The following is a 16,127-nucleotide window of genomic DNA, read 5'->3' on the forward strand; positions in this document are numbered from 1 at the left end:
CCCTTTATCTTGGAGAAGCACATGAACACACAACCCCTGCGTGTCGGCATCGGCGGCCCGGTCGGCTCCGGTAAAACCGCCCTGACCCTGGCCCTGTGCCTGGCCTTGCGCGAGCGCTACAACCTGGCGGTCGTCACCAACGACATCTACACCCGCGAAGACGCTGACTTTCTGGTGCGCAATGAAGCCCTGGCGCCGGAGCGCATCATAGGCGTGGAAACCGGCGGCTGCCCGCACACGGCGATTCGTGAAGATGCCTCGATCAACCTCGAAGCCGTGGATCAGCTCAACCGGCGCTTTCCGGGGCTGGACCTGATTCTGGTGGAATCTGGCGGCGACAATCTTTCTGCGACCTTCAGCCCGGAGCTGTCCGACCTGACGATCTACGTGATCGACGTATCCGCCGGCGACAAGCTGCCGCGCAAAGGCGGCCCGGGCATCTGCAAATCCGATCTGCTGGTGATCAACAAGATCGACCTGGCGCCCTTGGTAGGCGCATCGCTGTCGATGATGGACAGCGACACGACACGCATGCGCAACGGCAAGCCGTTCGTCTTCAGTAACCAGAAAACCGGCCAGGGCCTGGAAGAGATCATCGCCTTCATCGAACGCCAGGGCCTGCTGACCGCCGCCTGATCACGACTTATCAACAAGGAAGCTCAACCATGACACTCCAGCGCATTCTTGGCGCCCTCGCCCTGCTGCTGACCCCGGCCATCGCCTTTGCCCATCCCGGGCACGGTGACAACGGTTTGATCGCCGGCATCAGTCACCCGCTCGGCGGTCTCGACCACTTGCTGGCGATGCTCGCCGTGGGTCTGTGGGCGGCACAACAGCAAGGCGCGGCGCGCTGGGCGCTGCCCTGCACCTTCGTCGGCACCATGTTGCTCGGCGGGTTGCTCGGTTTTGAAGGGCTGAACCTGCCGGCGCTGGAGAGCGGGATTGCCGCATCGGTGCTGGCGCTGGGCCTGGCGGTGGCCTTGGCGGTGCGCCCGCCGTTGAGCCTGGCGGTGGCCGCAACGGCGCTGTTTGCCTTGTTTCACGGTGTGGCTCACGGCCTGGAGCTGCCTGACATGTCGAGTCCGTGGGCGTATGCGGCAGGTTTCGTGGCGGCAACAGCAGCGCTGCATACGGCCGGATATGCCGTAGTACGGGTGTTGCCTCAGGCCGCTGCGCCACTGGTGCGAATTGCAGGTGCGGCCTCGGCGGCGATGGGTGTGTGGTTGTTGGCGGGTTGATTCACTGGCGCCTGCATTGGCCTCATCGCGAGCAAGCTCGCTCCCACGGGTTGTATGTTGCTCACATCATCGTGGATCGGCACAAATCCTGTGGGAGCGAGCTTGCTCGCGATGACGGCCTGACAGCCACCACACCTCTCAGGCCTGTTAACATGTCGCGCAATCAACCCTGCCGTGACGACGCCAGCCAATGCCGCCTGTTTCCCGCTCCGCCTCCCAGCCTGAATTGACCACCCTGTTTGCCTCGGTGCAACAGCACTTTGTGGACGTCATCGTGCCGCTCTGGCAAGGCCCGGGCTGGAACGCCGACATGGCGTTGCCTTACGAGGCGCTGGATGGCGAACACCGGCCACTGCCGCCTCAACGCTACCGGGCCATGGCCTGCGCAAGGCAGTTGTACCTGTTTGCCAGCCTGATCGGTCAGGTGCCCGGCGCAGAGGAACGTGCCAGCGCGCTGTTCCGCTCCCTGCAGCGGCACTTTCACGATGCCGAGCACGGTGGCTGGTTCTACAGCATCGACGCCCAGGGCCTGCCGCAGGATCAACGCAAAGACCTGTACACCCATGCCTTCATTCTGTTCGCCTGTGCCCACTATTGGGACAAGGTCCGTGAGCCGTTGGTGGAGTCGGTACTCAACGCCTGCCTGGAAGTCATCGCGCAGCGCTTCGCAACAGGCGACGGCCTTTACGACGCTGTGCTCGACCGTGACTGGTCGTCACTGGCCAGCGGCCCGTTGCAAAACCCGCTGATGCACCTGGCCGAGGCCTTCCTCGCCACACTGGCGGTACGCGAAGACCCTGCGGTGCAACAGGCCCTCGTCGAGTTATGCACAGCCATGCAGGCGCGCTTCATCGATCCGCAACAGAGCGTGTTGATGGAAAAACCGCTGGGCTCTGTGGATAACTGGTTTGAACCGGGTCATCAGTTCGAATGGTATTACTTGCTGGAGTCCTCCGAGCTGCTGCGCGGTTGCGCCCTGCATGCCTCGCTGGAACGGGCTTTTGCGTTCACCGAGCAATTGGGTGTCGATCAACAGACCGGCGCTGTGCGGGCCATGCTCGACCTCGGGCCGAACGGCGGCACCCGCGATGCCACGCAGCGCATCTGGGCCCAGGCCGAATACCTGCGCGCCTTGACCTTGCGCCCAGACAGCGAGGCCCATGTCCTGCGTCAGTTGCAGGCGTTGCAGCAACGCTCGCTGCACGCTGGTGGCTGGTATGAGTGCCGGGATGAGCACGGGGCAGTGAGCCGTCGCGATATGCCGTCGACCACGCCTTATCACCTGGCGACCTGCTATCGCGGTTTGGCTGAGTATCTTGGCTGACTGATCCGGCGCTTTCGCGAGCAAGCTCGCTCCCATCAGGTCTTCAGTGAGCTTGCTCGCGAAGGAACCGCCGCTCCTCACTCAATCCACTTGCGATCGCCGGTAAAGCTGATGGTCAGCCATCGCGCGGCATCCGGTTCGCCAAGTTTCGCGGAAATCTCCTCGCGCAAACTGTCCAGTTGCCCTACGCCGTCGAGCCAGTAATCCTTCGGCAAAACGATGTGAATTTCGATGAAACACGCACGCCCGTGCCTCTGAACGTAAGAAATGTAGTCGTCGAAACCGTGCTCGACCTTGACCACGTCCATCACCTGCCGCACCTTCTCGTCCAACTGGTTCGGGGCAATGCCCAACACATCGCGCAACGCCGGACCGAGAATCTTGTAGGCCGGGGGCAGCATGCCCAAGGCCAGCAGAATCAGGATCATCGGGTCGACGTACACCGCCCACTCGTCATAGCCCTGGGTCTTGAGCAACAGCGCGATGAGGAAACTCACCAGCAGCCCTGCCGACAACATCGCATCCACCAGCCAACTGATGTTGTCGAAGCCGATCAGCGATGAGTTGAGCGTGCGATTGCGATGACGGACGTAGAAGTAATAAATGAGTTCGATGACGGTGAAGACCGCCGCATAGACGATCACCAGCCCCAGTACGACCTCGCGGCCCCCGCTCAAAATCCCGAACACACCGTTGAGAAAGGCATAGATGGCGACGAGGAAAATGAAACTGCCCTCGATCACCAGCACCATGGGTTCCAGATGCCAGGAGCCGAACTGGAAGCGTTGATTGCTCTCCTTGGCGATCAGCCGCGAGGTGATCAGCATCAACACCTTGATGAATGCCGCGATCAGCGAAAAGAAGCCATCGAAGAGGATCGACTGGGCGCCCGAGACAAACCCGGTGATGATCCCGGCGAAGGTCACGATCAGCATCAGGAATGTGGATTGCTTGAGCAGGTTCTGCTCGATTCGATTGCGCACCGGATCTCCTCGAAAACCTCTAAACCGCCGCTTGTGGCGATTTGCTTGAGGGAGGAGTCTAGCTGATGTCCGGCGTTGTCAGTTTCGACGTCATCGCGAGCAAGCTCGCTCCCACACCGGATTTGTGATCACCGGAAAATCAATGTGGGAGCGAGCTTGCTCGCGATGGCCGTGACGCGGTCTTAAGCCTTGCGCTCGATGGCAAACCCGGCCCAGCTCTGGCTTACCGGCATCAGCTCCAGGGTGTTGATGTTGATGTGCGCCGGGGCATTGAGAATCCAGAAAATGGTCTCGGCGATGTCTTGCGGCTGGATCGGCTCCGCACCGGCGTAGGTGGCGTCGTAACGCGCCTGGTCGCCGGCAAAACGCACCAGCGAGAACTCGCTTTCGCACAGGCCGGGCTCGAGGTTGCTGACGCGCACGCCAGTGCCTTGCAAGTCACAGCGCAGGCTCAGGGAGAACTGTTGCACGAAGGCCTTGGTCCCGCCATACACGTGGCTGCCCGGATACGGATAGTTGCCAGCGACCGAGCCCAGGTTGACGATACCGGCGCCACGGCCGTGGGCAATCAGGCGCGGCAACAACAGGCGCGTGCTGTACATCAGGCCCTTGATGTTGGTATCGACCATGGTGTCCCAGTCGTCAAGGCTGCACTTGGGCGCCGGATCAGCACCCAGGGCCAGCCCCGCGTTGTTGATCAGCCCGCGCAGCTTGGCGAACGACGGCGGCAGGTTGGCAATGGCCTCTTCCATGGCCTTGCGGTCACGTACATCGAGCACCAGGCCATGGACCTCGGTCTGCTTCGACAGCTCGGCGCACAGCGCATTGAGGCGTTCTTCACGACGGCCGGTCAGCACCAGTTTCCAGCCGGCCTCGGCAAAACGACGGGCACAGGCTTCACCAAAACCGGAAGTTGCGCCGGTAATAAACAGGGTGTTGGACATCGTGTTCTCCTAGCTGTGGCTGAGTACCAGCCATTGGAATAGAAAATCAGCAGGCAGCATGCCCGCCCTTGTCCGGAGCAGCAACCACCACGCAGCTGTTCAAAAAACGAACAACCCAGTCAATCCCGCAGCGACCGTGGCTTGCAGCCATGTGCGCGCACGTTATCCACAGGCCGATCCACAGTCTTTGGGGGCAAGTGGAAAAGCTGTAAGCCGCTGCCCATATGGCTTTGCGAGTGTTTTCGAAAGTTTTTTGCTTGACCCTCAAGGGTCCCCCGTGTTGCCCCTGTCCAATTTCTCGACCACACGGTCAAACCGACAATGGCGCGAGGCCAGTAACTACGGCCTTCAGCCAGGTCTTTCCAGAGTTTAGTCACAGACTTATCCACAGGCTTGTCCACTCGGTTCGGGCCTGCTTCAGGCACCAACAAAAAGGTTGACAAAGTGCACTCCTGCTCCCTCAAAAACACCTGCTCAAAAAACAACCACCGCTCTGCAAGCCACGCTTTGCAAGGCTTTCAGCCAGCTACTCCCACGTTATTCACAGCCAGTTCCACAGCAAACGGGGACAAGTCAAAACGATGACAAAACAACGATTTGCAGCGGCTTTATGTCGCGCTTTCGGAGCTTTGGAATATTGTTTTCCACAATTTCCCGCAGGCCCATTCAAAAACCTGCGGGGAGTGCTACTTGGGAGATGTAAAAAGCCCCGACGATTGCTCGCCGGGGCTTGTGCATAACATTAAAAACTCAATGACCGCCGAGGTAAGCGTTGCGCACATCCTCGTTGACCAACAACTCCTTGCCGCTGCCGGTCATGCGGATTTCTCCGTTGACCATCACATAGGCCCGGTCCGACAGGCGCAAGGCATGGTTGGCATTCTGTTCCACGAGGAAAATGGTCATGCCGGTCTTGGCCAGTTCCCGCAGGGTCGCGAAGATCTGTTTGACCACGATTGGCGCCAACCCAAGGCTTGGTTCGTCGAGCAACAGCAGCTTGGGTCGACTCATCAAGGCTCGGGCGATGGCGAGCATTTGCTGCTCGCCGCCGGACATGGTCATTGCACGCTGAGTGCGTCGCTCTTCCAGCCGCGGAAACAGCTCGAACATGCGCTGCATGTCTTCCTTGGCGTATTTGTCACCGATCGGGATGGTGCCCATCAGCAGGTTTTCCTCGACGGTCATGTCGGGGAACACCCGGCGCCCTTCCGGCGATTGTGCGATGCCGTTGGAAGCGATGTAGTGGGATGACTTGTGGGTAATGTCCACGCCTTGATAGAGGATCTGCCCGTCCGCCGCACGCGGCTGACCGAAGATCGACATCAGCAGCGTCGACTTGCCCGCGCCGTTGGAGCCGATCAGGCTGACGGTTTCCCCTTCGTTGATGTGCAGCGAGACTTTTTTCAGGGCCTGGATCGGCCCGTAAAAAACGTCCAGCTCCTTGAGCTCGAGGATAGGTGCGGTCATACCACCTCCTCTTCGTCGGCGCCCAGGTAGGCGGCAATCACTTTCGGGTCGTTACGTATCGCGTCGGGCCCGCCCTCGGCAATCACAATGCCGTGGTCCAGCACCACGATGTGGTCGGAAATACTCATCACCATGCCCATGTCGTGTTCGATCAGCACCACGGTCAGATCGTGCTCGTCGCGCAGCAGCCGGATCATCGCGCTCAGCGCTTCGGTTTCCTGAGGGTTGAGGCCGGCGGCCGGTTCGTCGAGGCAGATGATCTGTGGCCGCGTGCACATGGCCCGGGCGATTTCCAGGCGGCGTTGCTGGCCGTAGGACAGTTCACCGGCCAGTCGGTTGGCGCAGTCCACCAGGTCCACCACCTCCAGCCAGTAGAACGCATGGTCCAGCGCGTCGCTTTCAGCCTTGCGGTAGCCCTTGGTGTTGAGAATGCCGGCGAGCATGCTGCGGTTGACCCACATGTGCTGGGCCACCAGCAGGTTTTCCAGCACCGACATTTCCTTGAACAGGCGAATGTTCTGGAAGGTCCGCGCCAGCCCGGCACGGTTGACCAGGTGCGTGCCGCCGAACATCTTGTAGTACAGGCGGCTGGCGAAGGATCGCGGCGAAACGAAATCGGTCGGTTTGAACGACTCGCCCAGCAGCTTGATGACGTTGGTCTTGTCGCCGCGCACATTGAGTTCGATCTTGCCGCCGCTGGCCTTGTAGAACCCGGTCAGGCAGTTGAACACCGTGGTCTTGCCGGCGCCGTTGGGGCCGATCAGGGCGAAGATGGAATTGCGCTCGACCTTCAGGCTGACATCGTTCAACGCCTTGATGCCGCCGAAGTGCATCATCAGTTTTTCGACACTGAGTACGACTTCGCTCATGGCGCTACTCCTTTACGCGGGGTCACACCGGTACGGCTGATCCGAATCAGGCCGCGCGGTCGCCAGATCATCATCAACACCATCAGGATGCCGAACAGCAGGACTCGGTACTCGGCGAAACCACGCAACAGTTCCGGCGCCACGGTCAGCACGAAGGCTGCGATCACGACGCCAATGGTCGAACCCATGCCACCCAGCACGACGATGGCCAGAATCAGCGCCGACTCGAAGAAGGTGAAGGAGGTCGGGTTGACGAAGCCTTGGTAGGTGGCGAAGAACACGCCCGCCAGACCGGCCGTGGATGCACCGATGGTGAACGCCGAGAGCTTGACCAGTACGTGGTTCAGGCCCATGGAGCGGCAGGCGATTTCGTCTTCACGCAGGGCTTCCCAGGCGCGGCCCACCGGCATTTTCACCAGGCGATGCTTGATGTACAGCACAGCCAGTACCACCAGGAACAACACGGTGTAGATGAAGTAATACTTCACGTCCGGGTTGTAGGCGAGGCCGAAGAACTCGTGGAAAGGTACACCACCGTCCTTCGCGCGCTTGCCGAACTCCAGGCCGAAGAAGGTCGGCAGTGGTGCCGGCATGCCGTTCGGGCCGCCGGTCAGGGACAGCCAGTTGTTGAGGATCAGCCGGATGATTTCACCAAAGCCCAGGGTCACGATTGCCAGGTAGTCACCGTGCAGGCGCAATACCGGGAAGCCGAGGATGCACCCCGCCAGCCCGGCGGTGATCGCCGCCAGCGGCAACACCGTCCAGAACCCCAGCCCCAGGTACTGGTAACCCAGCGCCAGGCCATAGGCACCGATGGCATAAAACGCCACATAACCCAGATCGAGCAGACCGGCCAGGCCGACCACGATGTTCAGCCCCAACCCCAGCAGCACGTAGATCAAGCCAAGGATGACCACACCCAGCAGATAGGAGTTGGAGAAGAACGGGAACACCACGGCGATCAGGATGACCAGCGGGATGACCCAGCGCAGCCGCGACTTGTAGTCGGGCGGCAGCACGTGAACACCGGAGCCGGTGACCTCGAACCCTTCGAGGATCCTCAGGCCCTTGGGCGTTTGCAGGAACAGGCTCAAGGCAAAACGACCGGCCATGACGATGGCGACAATCCAGGCCACCCGGGTCGGTTCCATGATGAAGCTGTAGCCGTCGAGCACGACGCCGACGATCGGGCCGAACACGATCAGGGCAATGAGGCCGGCAAGAATCGCGTCAACCAGGCTTTTTTTGATATCGATTGTTTTATGAGTGGTTGAAGACATCGCTTACACCTTCGACACAAGAGGACGGCCGAGCAGGCCTTGAGGCCGAAAGACCAGAACGAGGACCAGCAGCGAGAAACTGAACACGTCCTTGTAGTCCGAGTTGACCAGGCCGGAGAACAGCGACTCGGAAATGCCGAGAATGATCCCGCCAAGCATGGCGCCAGGCAGCGAACCGATCCCGCCGAGCACTGCGGCGGTGAACGCCTTGATGCCGATGACAAAGCCTGCGTAGAAGTCGAAGGTGCCGTAGTTCATGGTGATCAGCACGCCGGCCAGGGCCGCCATCGCTGCACCGATGATGAACACGTAGGAAATCACCCGGTCGGTGTTGATCCCCAGGATCGAGGCCATCTTGCGGTCTTGCTGGGTGGCACGGCACATGCGGCCGAGCTTGGTGTACTTGATGATGTAGGTGAGCAGGGCCATCCCGGCGAAAGCAGCGACCAGGATGAAGATCTTGGTGTAGGTGAGCTGGACGAAGCCGCTGCCGACTTCGACGCGCCATGCACCGGTGAGCAAGGTGGGTACGCCTTGTTGTTTGGCACCCTGGGCGATCTGTGCATAGTTTTGCAGGATCAGCGAAATCCCGATGGCGCTGATCAGCGGTGCCAGCCGGGTGGAGTTGCGCAGTGGTTTGTAGGCAATACGTTCAATGACCCAGCCATACACCCCCGTGACGACGATGGTGAAGACCAGTGTGCCGAGCATCAGCAGCGGGAAGGATTCAATACCGAAGTAAGCCAGCAGAGCCAGACTGATTGCCGCGAGGTAAGCGGAAATCATGTAAACCTCGCCGTGGGCGAAGTTGATCATGCCAATGATGCCATAGACCATTGTGTAGCCGATGGCGATCAGGCCATAGACCGACCCGAGGGTCAGGCCGTTGACCAGTTGCTGCAGGAAAATACCATCCATAACGCAATCTCACGCAATGAGAACCTGCACATATGTCTGCGCGGTTCTTCTAAGGAAAATACAGATTTACGTCGGAGCAATGTCAGAGCGCGATCACCCAGGCTTCCACATCCTCCTGTGGGAGCGAGCTTGCTCGCGAAAGCGGTGTATCAGCTACCGTTGATGGCGACTGACACCCGCATTCGCAAGCAAGCCCGCTACCACAGGGGTTTGTGGCGTTCAGATGATCGCGTCAGCCCTTACTTCTGTTTTTCCAGCTGGTGGTATTTGCCGGTCGCGTCCCACTGGTAAACCACGTAGTCGGAGACTTTCAGGTCACCTTTGGAGTCCCAGGTCTTCTCGCCCATGACGGTTTTGACCGGGTTGGCCTTGAGCCACTTGGCAGCGTCTTCGCCCTTGTTGGACTTGGCGCCGTTGAAGGCCGCAGCGAGGGTCTGGACCGAAGCGTAGGCGTACAGGGTGTAGCCTTCAGGTTCGGTGCCGGCCTTGCGGAAGGCGTCTACTACGGTCTTGCTCTCTGGCAGCAGACGTGGGTCGGCGCCGAAGGTCATCAGCACGCCGTCAACGTATTGCGGGCCGCCTGCGGTGGTCACCAGTTCGTCGGTCACGATGCCGTCGTCGGACATGAATTTCACGTCTTTCAGGCCTTCGGTACGCAGTTGTTTAACCAGTGGACCGGCTTCCGGGTGCAGGCCACCGAAGTAGACCACGTCGGCACCGGCGGCACGGATCTTGGTCACCACGGCGCTGAAGTCTTTCTCGCCACGGGTCAGGCCTTCATACAGCACTGGCTTGACGCCACGCTTCTCCAGTTGTGCCTTGGTGGCATCCGCCAGACCCTGGCCGTAGGTGTCCTTGTCGTGCAGGACCGCGACTTTCTTGCCCTTGAGGACGTCGACGATGTAGTCGCCGGCGACGATGCCTTGCTGGTCGTCACGACCACACATACGGAACATGGCGCTCAAGCCGCGCTCGGTCACCTGTGGGTTGGTGGAACCCGGAGTGATGGCGATGATGCCAGCCTCGTCATAGATCTCTGAAGCCGGAATGGTCGAGGACGAGCAGAAGTGACCGACAACGCCTGCCACTTTCTGGTTGGTCAGGTCCTTGGCGACCGTCACAGCCTGCTTCGGTTCGCACGCATCGTCGCCCTTGACCAGGACGATTTTCTCCCCGTTGACGCCGCCCGAAGCGTTGATCGCGTCAGCCGCTGCCTGTGCACCCTTCATGTACTGTTCGCCGAACGCCGCGTTGGCGCCAGTCATCGGGCCCGCCACACCGATTTTCACGTCAGCCTGTGCAAACGCAGAAACACCCAGCGCAGTTGCCACTGCGAGAGCCAGAAAGCCTTTCTTGTAAAACGTATGGGACATGAGGTGGTGCTCCAAGGTTTTTTTTTAGTTGGCACTGCGACTTCACTGAATGCTCTGAGCAAGGGCCGTGCCATCGGTTTTTTATTCTTGAACAAGTCGTTGCTTTATTGTTTTTTCGACTGTTTGGGGCCCATTTTCATTGGGCGTGCAACCGTCTAAACCGCGGAAGGTGAAACCCTGTAAATCATGAGGCGCAACCCGACTGCGCCATCATTGCAACCGCGGCACCAAACGACGTGCAACCAGCCTGTAACATCGTGCGTCACCGAAGTGCACACTGCTGGTGCGGGACTGCTACAACCCGCACCATTACAGGCTAGCTGCTGATCGAAAAAGCGCCGCTTCCAAGCACAAAAATCCCCACTCAGATGACGATCCGCAAGCACTGGCCCGCGTGATACAGCGAGAAACCCGCCTCGTACAGACAGCTACGCAAGCCCACCCCTGCCAATGGCTGCATGGGGGCAAAGGGAATCGGCAAGGATTGAGGATTTCCGTTACACAGATAGTCGGCGAAGGCTTTGCCGACGACCGTCCCCGTGGTCACGCCACGGCCGTTGTAGCCGGTGACTGCCACTAGACCGGGCGCTGGTTCGAACAGGCGCATCAGGTGATCAGGGGTGAAGGCGATGCAGCCGGTCCAGGTGCATTCCCACTCCACCGGTTTCAGGTAAGGGAAATAGTGCTGCTGCACACGATCGGCCCAGGCCTTGAGGAACCAGGCCGGCTTCTGATTGCCATTGCCGAGACTGCCCAGCAACAGGCGCCCGTCCTTGTCCCGACGAATGCTGCTGAGGACCTGACGGGTATCCCAGGAACCCTGGCCACCGGGGAGGATCTGTTGCGCAGCATCCTCGGTCAGCGGGACCGATGCCACTTGATAGTAATAACCGGGGAAGAAGTTGCGCCGCAGTTCGGTCCAGTCGCCCTCGGTGTAGGCGTTGGAAGCGATGACTACTTTTTCGGCCATCACCGAACCCTGCGCGGTCTGTACTGACCAGCGCTGGCCTTGCTTTTCCAGGCGCGTCACCGGGGAGTGGTCGAACATTTTCGCGCCGAGGCCAAGCGCCGCCTTGGCCAGCCCCGTGGTGTAGGCCATCGGGTTGAGCGTACCGGCACGGCGGTCGAGCAATGCGGCGGCGATCTTTTTGGTGCCGGTCGCTTGTTCGCAGGCCTGACCAGTCAACAATTCCACTGGAGCGCCACGGCGTTTCCATTGTTCTTCACGACTGCGCAAGTCGGCTTCGCCACGGGCGTTATGCGCCATGTGCAGCGTGCCTTCACGGCGCAACTGGCAATCGATGTTGTATTTATCCACAAGGCTGAACACCAGAGAGGGTGCCGCCCCCAGCATGCGGTTGAGCTGGCTGCCGACTTCGGTGCCGAATCCAGCCTCGATCTCGTCCGGGGGAATCCACATCCCGGCATTGACCAGCCCGACATTGCGCCCCGAACCACCGTGGCCGGCGCGATGGGCCTCCAGTACACACACGCTCTTGCCTTGCTCCAGCAGATGCACCGCCGCCGACAAACCGGTGAACCCGGCGCCGATGACGCAGACATCCACCGTGACCTCACCCTTGAGGGCCGTATTGTCCGGCCTTTGCGGCGTCAGTTTTTCCCACAGACACTCTTCGCGTAACGGCATTGCCAGACTCCGAAAATGAAACCCAACCAACCCACACAAATCAGTGTGGGAGCGAGCTTGCTCGCGACAGCGTCTTTTCAGTCACCTCATTGTTGAAAGTGCCGACGCCATCGCGAGCAAGCTCGCTCCCACAGGGGTCACCGCGTGGCTGAAATATCAGTCAAACGTAATGCCTTGTGCCAACGGCAACTCCAGCGAGTAGTTCACGGTGTTGGTCTGACGACGCATGTAGCCGCGCCACGCGTCGGAGCCCGACTCGCGACCGCCACCGGTCTCTTTCTCACCGCCAAACGCGCCGCCGATTTCCGCGCCGCTCGGGCCGATGTTGACGTTGGCGATGCCGCAGTCGCTGCCCACCGCGGACATGAACTGTTCGGCTTCACGCACGTCGGTGGTGAAGATGCACGAGGACAGGCCTTGCGGTACGGCATTGTTCAAACGCAGCGCTTCCTGGAAGTCGCTGTAGCCGACCACGTACAGGATCGGCGCGAAGGTTTCGTGGCAAACTACGTCGCTCTGCTCCGGCATTTCGACGATGGCAGGCGATACGTAGTAAGCATTGGGGAACTGCGCTTCCAGCTGACGCTTGCCACCGAACACCTTGCCGCCTTCGCTCAGGGCCTGCTCCAGCGAATCCTGCATGTTGTCGAAGCTTTGCTTGTCGATCAGCGGGCCGACCAGGTTGCCTTCCAGCGGATGGCCGATGCGCACTTTCGAATACGCCGCTTTCAGGCGAGTAACGATTTCCTCTTTCACCGATTCGTGGGCGATCAGGCGACGCAGGGTGGTGCAACGCTGACCGGCAGTGCCAACGGCGCTGAACAGGATGGCGCGAACGGCCATGTCCAGATCGGCGCTCGGGCCGAGGATCATCGCGTTGTTGCCGCCCAACTCAAGGATGCTGCGGGCGAAACGCGCGGCAACTTTCGGTGCCACTTCACGGCCCATGCGGGTGCTGCCGGTGGCGCTGATCAGGGCCACACGCGGGTCATCGACCAGGGCCTCACCGGCATCGCGGCCGCCAATGATCACCTGACTCAGGTGCGGTGGCGCATCGCTGAAATTCTTCAGGACGCGGTCGAACAGGGCCTGACAGGCCAGTGCAGTGAGCGGGGTTTTCTCGGAAGGCTTCCACACCACCGGGTTGCCGCAAACCAGCGCCAGCGTGGTGTTCCACGCCCAGACCGCAACCGGGAAGTTGAAGGCGCTGATCACGCCGACAACGCCCAGCGGGTGCCAGGTTTCGCGCATATGGTGGCCAGGACGCTCGGAGGCGATGGTCAAACCGTACAGTTGACGGGACAGGCCGACGGCGAAGTCGCAGATGTCGATCATTTCCTGCACTTCACCCAAGCCTTCCTGAGTGATCTTGCCGGCTTCCCAGGAGACCAGCTCACCGAGGTCGGCCTTGTATTCGCGCAGGACTTCGCCGAATTGGCGGACCAGTTCGCCACGGCGCGGCGCCGGAACCTTGCGCCACAGTTCGAACGCATGATCTGCGCGACTGATGTGCTGCTCGACTTCGGCCGCGCCTTCCCAGTTCACGGCGGCGATCTTGCTGCCATCGATCGGCGAATGCACCGCCACCTTGCCGTTCTGGTACAGGGCCGGGTTCACACCTAGACGATCAAGCAATGCGGCAACCATGGGTCACTCCTCAAGCAAAAGACAGAACATGTACAGCCGCCATGTCGCGGCTGGTCAGACCTGTAGTTTTAGCTGCCCGCAGGTTACTCAACAAACGACCTTTAAGAGAGATATCATTCCGTTTATTCATGCTGTGCATTGCTGGTAATAAAGCGACAAGAACAAAGGACCGTCCATGCTCAATAAACGCTACCTGCCATCGATTGCTGCGTTGCAGTGCTTCGAAGCCGTCACCCGGCATTTGAGCTTCACCCGGGCCGCCGAAGAACTCAACCTGACTCAAAGCGCCGTGAGCAAACAGGTCGCGCAACTGGAAGAACTGTTGCAGCACTTACTGTTTCGCCGGGTGCGCCGCCGCCTGCAAATGACCCCTGCCGGTGATTTGTACCTGGTTGAAGTACGAAAAATCCTCACCCAGGTCGAGATGTCGACCCACTACCTGCGCTCCTATGGCGGCGAAACCGAAGTCCTGCGCGTCTCGACGCCGCCCACCTTCGGCGCACGCTGGCTGGTGCCGCGTCTCAAGGGCTGGCGCCTGCGGCATCCATCGATCCATCTGGACCTGTGCAGTGAGCAGGAAGCCGACGACCTGTTGCAGGGTCGCAGCGACCTGGCGTTCTACTTCGGCCAGGGCTCACGGCCCGGTACCGAATGCCTGAAGCTGTTCGGGGAAGAACTTGTTCCCGTCTGTGCCCCCGGCAGCCTGCCTGACAAGCCATTCACCGACCCGACACAACTGACCGATCTGGTGCTGCTGCAAAACGCTTCACGCCCACAGGCCTGGCACGACTGGTTCGATCATCAGGGCTACCACACCGAGCACAGCTACCACGGGCCGCGCTTCGAAACCTTCTATATGTGCATCCGCGCTGCCCAGGTCGGTTGCGGTGTCGCCTTGTTGCCACGCTTTCTGGTGGAAGAGGAACTGGCCGACGGCAAGCTGGTCATTCCCTGGCAGCATGCGATGCCCAGCACCGACGCCTATTACTTGGCGTATCCGGAGCATTCGGCGGAAGTGCCGAAAGTGCGGGATTTCGTGAAATGGATGCTGGAGCAGATTGATAGCCCGCCGGTGTCGCCAATGTAGGCTGTCATGCTGTACCTGTGGGAGCGATCCAAGAAATGACTGGCCATTGCGCCCTCGGATATGCGCCACTAGCGCCATTGATCAATACCGCGACAACGCTGGAGATTCCCGTTATGAGCGAGAGTGTGTTTGCCGATCGCATCGTGCAGAACCTGCTCGACACCGACTTCTACAAACTGACGATGATGCAGGCGGTGCTGCACAACTACCCGAACGTCGAAGTTGAATGGGAGTTTCGTTGCCGTAACAGCGAGGACTTGCGTCCGTACCTGGCGGAAATCCGTTTTCAGATCGAGCGCCTGGCGGAGTTGAGCTTGAGCGCAGATCAACTGAGTTTCCTGGAGCGCATCAGCTTCATGAAACCGGACTTCTTGCGCTTTCTCGGCTTGTTCCGCTTCAACCTGCGCTACATCCACACCGGCATCGAGAACGGCGAGCTGTTCATCCGCCTGCGTGGTCCGTGGTTGCATGTGATCCTGTTCGAAGTGCCGCTGCTGGCGCTGGTCAGCGAAGTGCGCAACCGCTATCGCTACCGGGAAATCGTCCTGGACCAGGTCCGCGAGCAGCTCTACCGCAAGTTCGACTGGCTCAGCGCCAACGCCAGCAGCGACGAGCTTGCCGAATTGCAAGTCGCCGATTTCGGCACCCGCCGGCGCTTCTCGTACCGCGTGCAGGAAGAAGTGGTGAACGTGCTCAAACACGACTTCCCCGGACGCTTCGTCGGCACCAGCAACGTGCACCTGTCACGTGAACTGGACATGAAACCGCTGGGCACCATGGCCCATGAATGGATCATGGCCCACCAGCAACTCGGCCCGCGCCTGATCGACAGCCAGATCGCCGCCCTCGATTGCTGGGTCCGTGAGTACCGGGGCCTGCTGGGGATTGCCCTGACCGACTGCATTACCATGGATGCCTTTCTCGGCGATTTCGATCTGTTTTTCGCCAAGCTTTTTGATGGTTTGCGCCACGACTCCGGGGATCCGGTGATCTGGGCGGAAAAGGCCATTGCGCACTATCACAAGCTCGGCATCGACCCGATGAGCAAGACGCTGACCTTCTCCGACAGCCTGACCCTGCCCAAGGCCCTGGAGATATTCCGCGCGCTGCGTGGTCGGATCAATGTCAGCTTCGGCATCGGCACTAACCTCACCTGTGACATTCCGGGTGTCGAACCGATGAGCATCGTGCTTAAAATGGCGGCCTGCAACGGCCAGCCGGTGGCGAAGATCTCCGACGAGCCCGGCAAGACCCACTGCAAAGACCCGAATTTCGTCGCCTATTTGCGACATGTTTTCCAGGTGCCTGCCGCCCCTTCCAGTCCATCCAGCCTATCTAGCAAGGAGTGA

General features: G+C 60.2%; 14 protein-coding genes. 5 read left to right on the plus strand and 9 right to left on the minus strand.

Annotation, left to right across the window (positions count from 1 at the left end):
- Positions 1-21 precede the first annotated feature (21 nt).
- The 3 genes from ureG to EIY72_RS14825 all read left to right on the plus strand — a co-directional run bounded on the left by ureG (position 22) and on the right by EIY72_RS14825 (position 2,562).
- Positions 22-636, plus strand: coding sequence for an urease accessory protein UreG (gene ureG / locus EIY72_RS14815; protein ID WP_093227116.1), 615 nt, complete (start codon positions 22-24; stop codon positions 634-636).
- A gap of 29 nt (positions 637-665) precedes the next feature.
- Positions 666-1,238: a HupE/UreJ family protein gene (locus EIY72_RS14820; RefSeq protein ID WP_093227118.1), complete on the plus strand. Its 573-nt coding sequence runs from the start codon at positions 666-668 to the stop codon at positions 1,236-1,238.
- 190 nt (positions 1,239-1,428) lie between these two features.
- A complete protein-coding gene (locus EIY72_RS14825) occupies positions 1,429-2,562 on the plus strand; it encodes an AGE family epimerase/isomerase (RefSeq protein WP_093227120.1) in 1,134 nt (377 codons plus the stop codon).
- Positions 2,563-2,639: 77 nt separating this feature from the next.
- Here EIY72_RS14825 and EIY72_RS14830 read toward each other — a convergent pair whose 3' ends face one another.
- The 9 genes from EIY72_RS14830 to amaB all read right to left on the minus strand — a co-directional run bounded on the left by EIY72_RS14830 (position 2,640) and on the right by amaB (position 13,691).
- A complete protein-coding gene (locus tag EIY72_RS14830) occupies positions 2,640-3,545 on the minus strand; it encodes a cation diffusion facilitator family transporter (protein WP_093227122.1) in 906 nt (301 codons plus the stop codon).
- 182 nt (positions 3,546-3,727) lie between these two features.
- Positions 3,728-4,489, minus strand: coding sequence for an SDR family oxidoreductase (locus EIY72_RS14835; RefSeq protein WP_093227125.1), 762 nt, complete (start codon positions 4,487-4,489; stop codon positions 3,728-3,730).
- A gap of 750 nt (positions 4,490-5,239) precedes the next feature.
- Positions 5,240-5,956 carry an ABC transporter ATP-binding protein gene (locus EIY72_RS14845; RefSeq protein ID WP_093227127.1) on the minus strand — a complete coding sequence of 239 codons (717 nt, stop codon included), beginning with the start codon at positions 5,954-5,956 and terminating at the stop codon, positions 5,240-5,242.
- Positions 5,953-6,825 carry an ABC transporter ATP-binding protein gene (locus EIY72_RS14850; protein WP_093227129.1) on the minus strand — a complete coding sequence of 291 codons (873 nt, stop codon included), beginning with the start codon at positions 6,823-6,825 and terminating at the stop codon, positions 5,953-5,955. The genes EIY72_RS14845 and EIY72_RS14850 overlap by 4 nt, the downstream gene beginning before the upstream one ends.
- Positions 6,822-8,105 (minus strand): high-affinity branched-chain amino acid ABC transporter permease LivM, encoded by a 1,284-nt coding sequence (gene livM / locus EIY72_RS14855; RefSeq protein ID WP_093227132.1) that lies wholly within the window; start codon positions 8,103-8,105, stop codon positions 6,822-6,824. Before livM ends, EIY72_RS14850 begins: the two co-directional genes overlap by 4 nt.
- Positions 8,106-8,108: 3 nt before the next feature.
- Positions 8,109-9,023 carry an ABC transporter permease subunit gene (locus tag EIY72_RS14860; RefSeq protein ID WP_093227135.1) on the minus strand — a complete coding sequence of 305 codons (915 nt, stop codon included), beginning with the start codon at positions 9,021-9,023 and terminating at the stop codon, positions 8,109-8,111.
- A 239-nt stretch (positions 9,024-9,262) separates the two neighbouring features.
- Entirely contained in the window at positions 9,263-10,396 is a 1,134-nt protein-coding gene (locus tag EIY72_RS14865) for an ABC transporter substrate-binding protein (RefSeq protein ID WP_093227138.1), read from the minus strand.
- A 364-nt stretch (positions 10,397-10,760) separates the two neighbouring features.
- Positions 10,761-12,044: an L-pipecolate oxidase gene (gene amaA / locus EIY72_RS14870; protein ID WP_093227141.1), complete on the minus strand. Its 1,284-nt coding sequence runs from the start codon at positions 12,042-12,044 to the stop codon at positions 10,761-10,763.
- 156 nt (positions 12,045-12,200) lie between these two features.
- Positions 12,201-13,691: an L-piperidine-6-carboxylate dehydrogenase gene (amaB, locus tag EIY72_RS14875; RefSeq protein ID WP_093227144.1), complete on the minus strand. Its 1,491-nt coding sequence runs from the start codon at positions 13,689-13,691 to the stop codon at positions 12,201-12,203.
- A gap of 175 nt (positions 13,692-13,866) precedes the next feature.
- On the opposite strand from amaB, the gene EIY72_RS14880 reads away from it, so the two are divergent.
- Together EIY72_RS14880 and pncB are read left to right on the plus strand one after the other, a co-directional pair.
- The gene (locus tag EIY72_RS14880; protein ID WP_093227147.1) at positions 13,867-14,778 is read left to right on the plus strand and encodes a LysR family transcriptional regulator; all 912 of its coding nucleotides are present in this window, start codon (positions 13,867-13,869) and stop codon (positions 14,776-14,778) included.
- A 113-nt stretch (positions 14,779-14,891) separates the two neighbouring features.
- Entirely contained in the window at positions 14,892-16,127 is a 1,236-nt protein-coding gene (gene pncB, locus EIY72_RS14885) for a nicotinate phosphoribosyltransferase (protein ID WP_093227150.1), read from the plus strand.

Source organism: Pseudomonas vancouverensis, from assembly GCF_004348895.1.
GTDB lineage: Bacteria > Pseudomonadota > Gammaproteobacteria > Pseudomonadales > Pseudomonadaceae > Aquipseudomonas > Aquipseudomonas vancouverensis.

What these genes read in the sequence shown, in the direction of transcription:
- ureG (WP_093227116.1), top strand. Translation starts at nt 22, where the DNA reads ATGAACACACAACCCCTGCGTGTCGGCATCGGCGGCCCGGTCGGCTCC.
- EIY72_RS14820 (WP_093227118.1), top strand. Translation starts at nt 666, where the DNA reads ATGACACTCCAGCGCATTCTTGGCGCCCTCGCCCTGCTGCTGACCCCG.
- EIY72_RS14825 (WP_093227120.1), top strand. Translation starts at nt 1,429, where the DNA reads ATGCCGCCTGTTTCCCGCTCCGCCTCCCAGCCTGAATTGACCACCCTG.
- EIY72_RS14835 (WP_093227125.1), bottom strand. Translation starts at nt 4,489, where the DNA reads ATGTCCAACACCCTGTTTATTACCGGCGCAACTTCCGGTTTTGGTGAA.
- EIY72_RS14845 (WP_093227127.1), bottom strand. Translation starts at nt 5,956, where the DNA reads ATGACCGCACCTATCCTCGAGCTCAAGGAGCTGGACGTTTTTTACGGG.
- EIY72_RS14850 (WP_093227129.1), bottom strand. Translation starts at nt 6,825, where the DNA reads ATGAGCGAAGTCGTACTCAGTGTCGAAAAACTGATGATGCACTTCGGC.
- livM (WP_093227132.1), bottom strand. Translation starts at nt 8,105, where the DNA reads ATGTCTTCAACCACTCATAAAACAATCGATATCAAAAAAAGCCTGGTT.
- EIY72_RS14860 (WP_093227135.1), bottom strand. Translation starts at nt 9,023, where the DNA reads ATGGATGGTATTTTCCTGCAGCAACTGGTCAACGGCCTGACCCTCGGG.
- EIY72_RS14865 (WP_093227138.1), bottom strand. Translation starts at nt 10,396, where the DNA reads ATGTCCCATACGTTTTACAAGAAAGGCTTTCTGGCTCTCGCAGTGGCA.
- amaA (WP_093227141.1), bottom strand. Translation starts at nt 12,044, where the DNA reads ATGCCGTTACGCGAAGAGTGTCTGTGGGAAAAACTGACGCCGCAAAGG.
- amaB (WP_093227144.1), bottom strand. Translation starts at nt 13,691, where the DNA reads ATGGTTGCCGCATTGCTTGATCGTCTAGGTGTGAACCCGGCCCTGTAC.
- EIY72_RS14880 (WP_093227147.1), top strand. Translation starts at nt 13,867, where the DNA reads ATGCTCAATAAACGCTACCTGCCATCGATTGCTGCGTTGCAGTGCTTC.
- pncB (WP_093227150.1), top strand. Translation starts at nt 14,892, where the DNA reads ATGAGCGAGAGTGTGTTTGCCGATCGCATCGTGCAGAACCTGCTCGAC.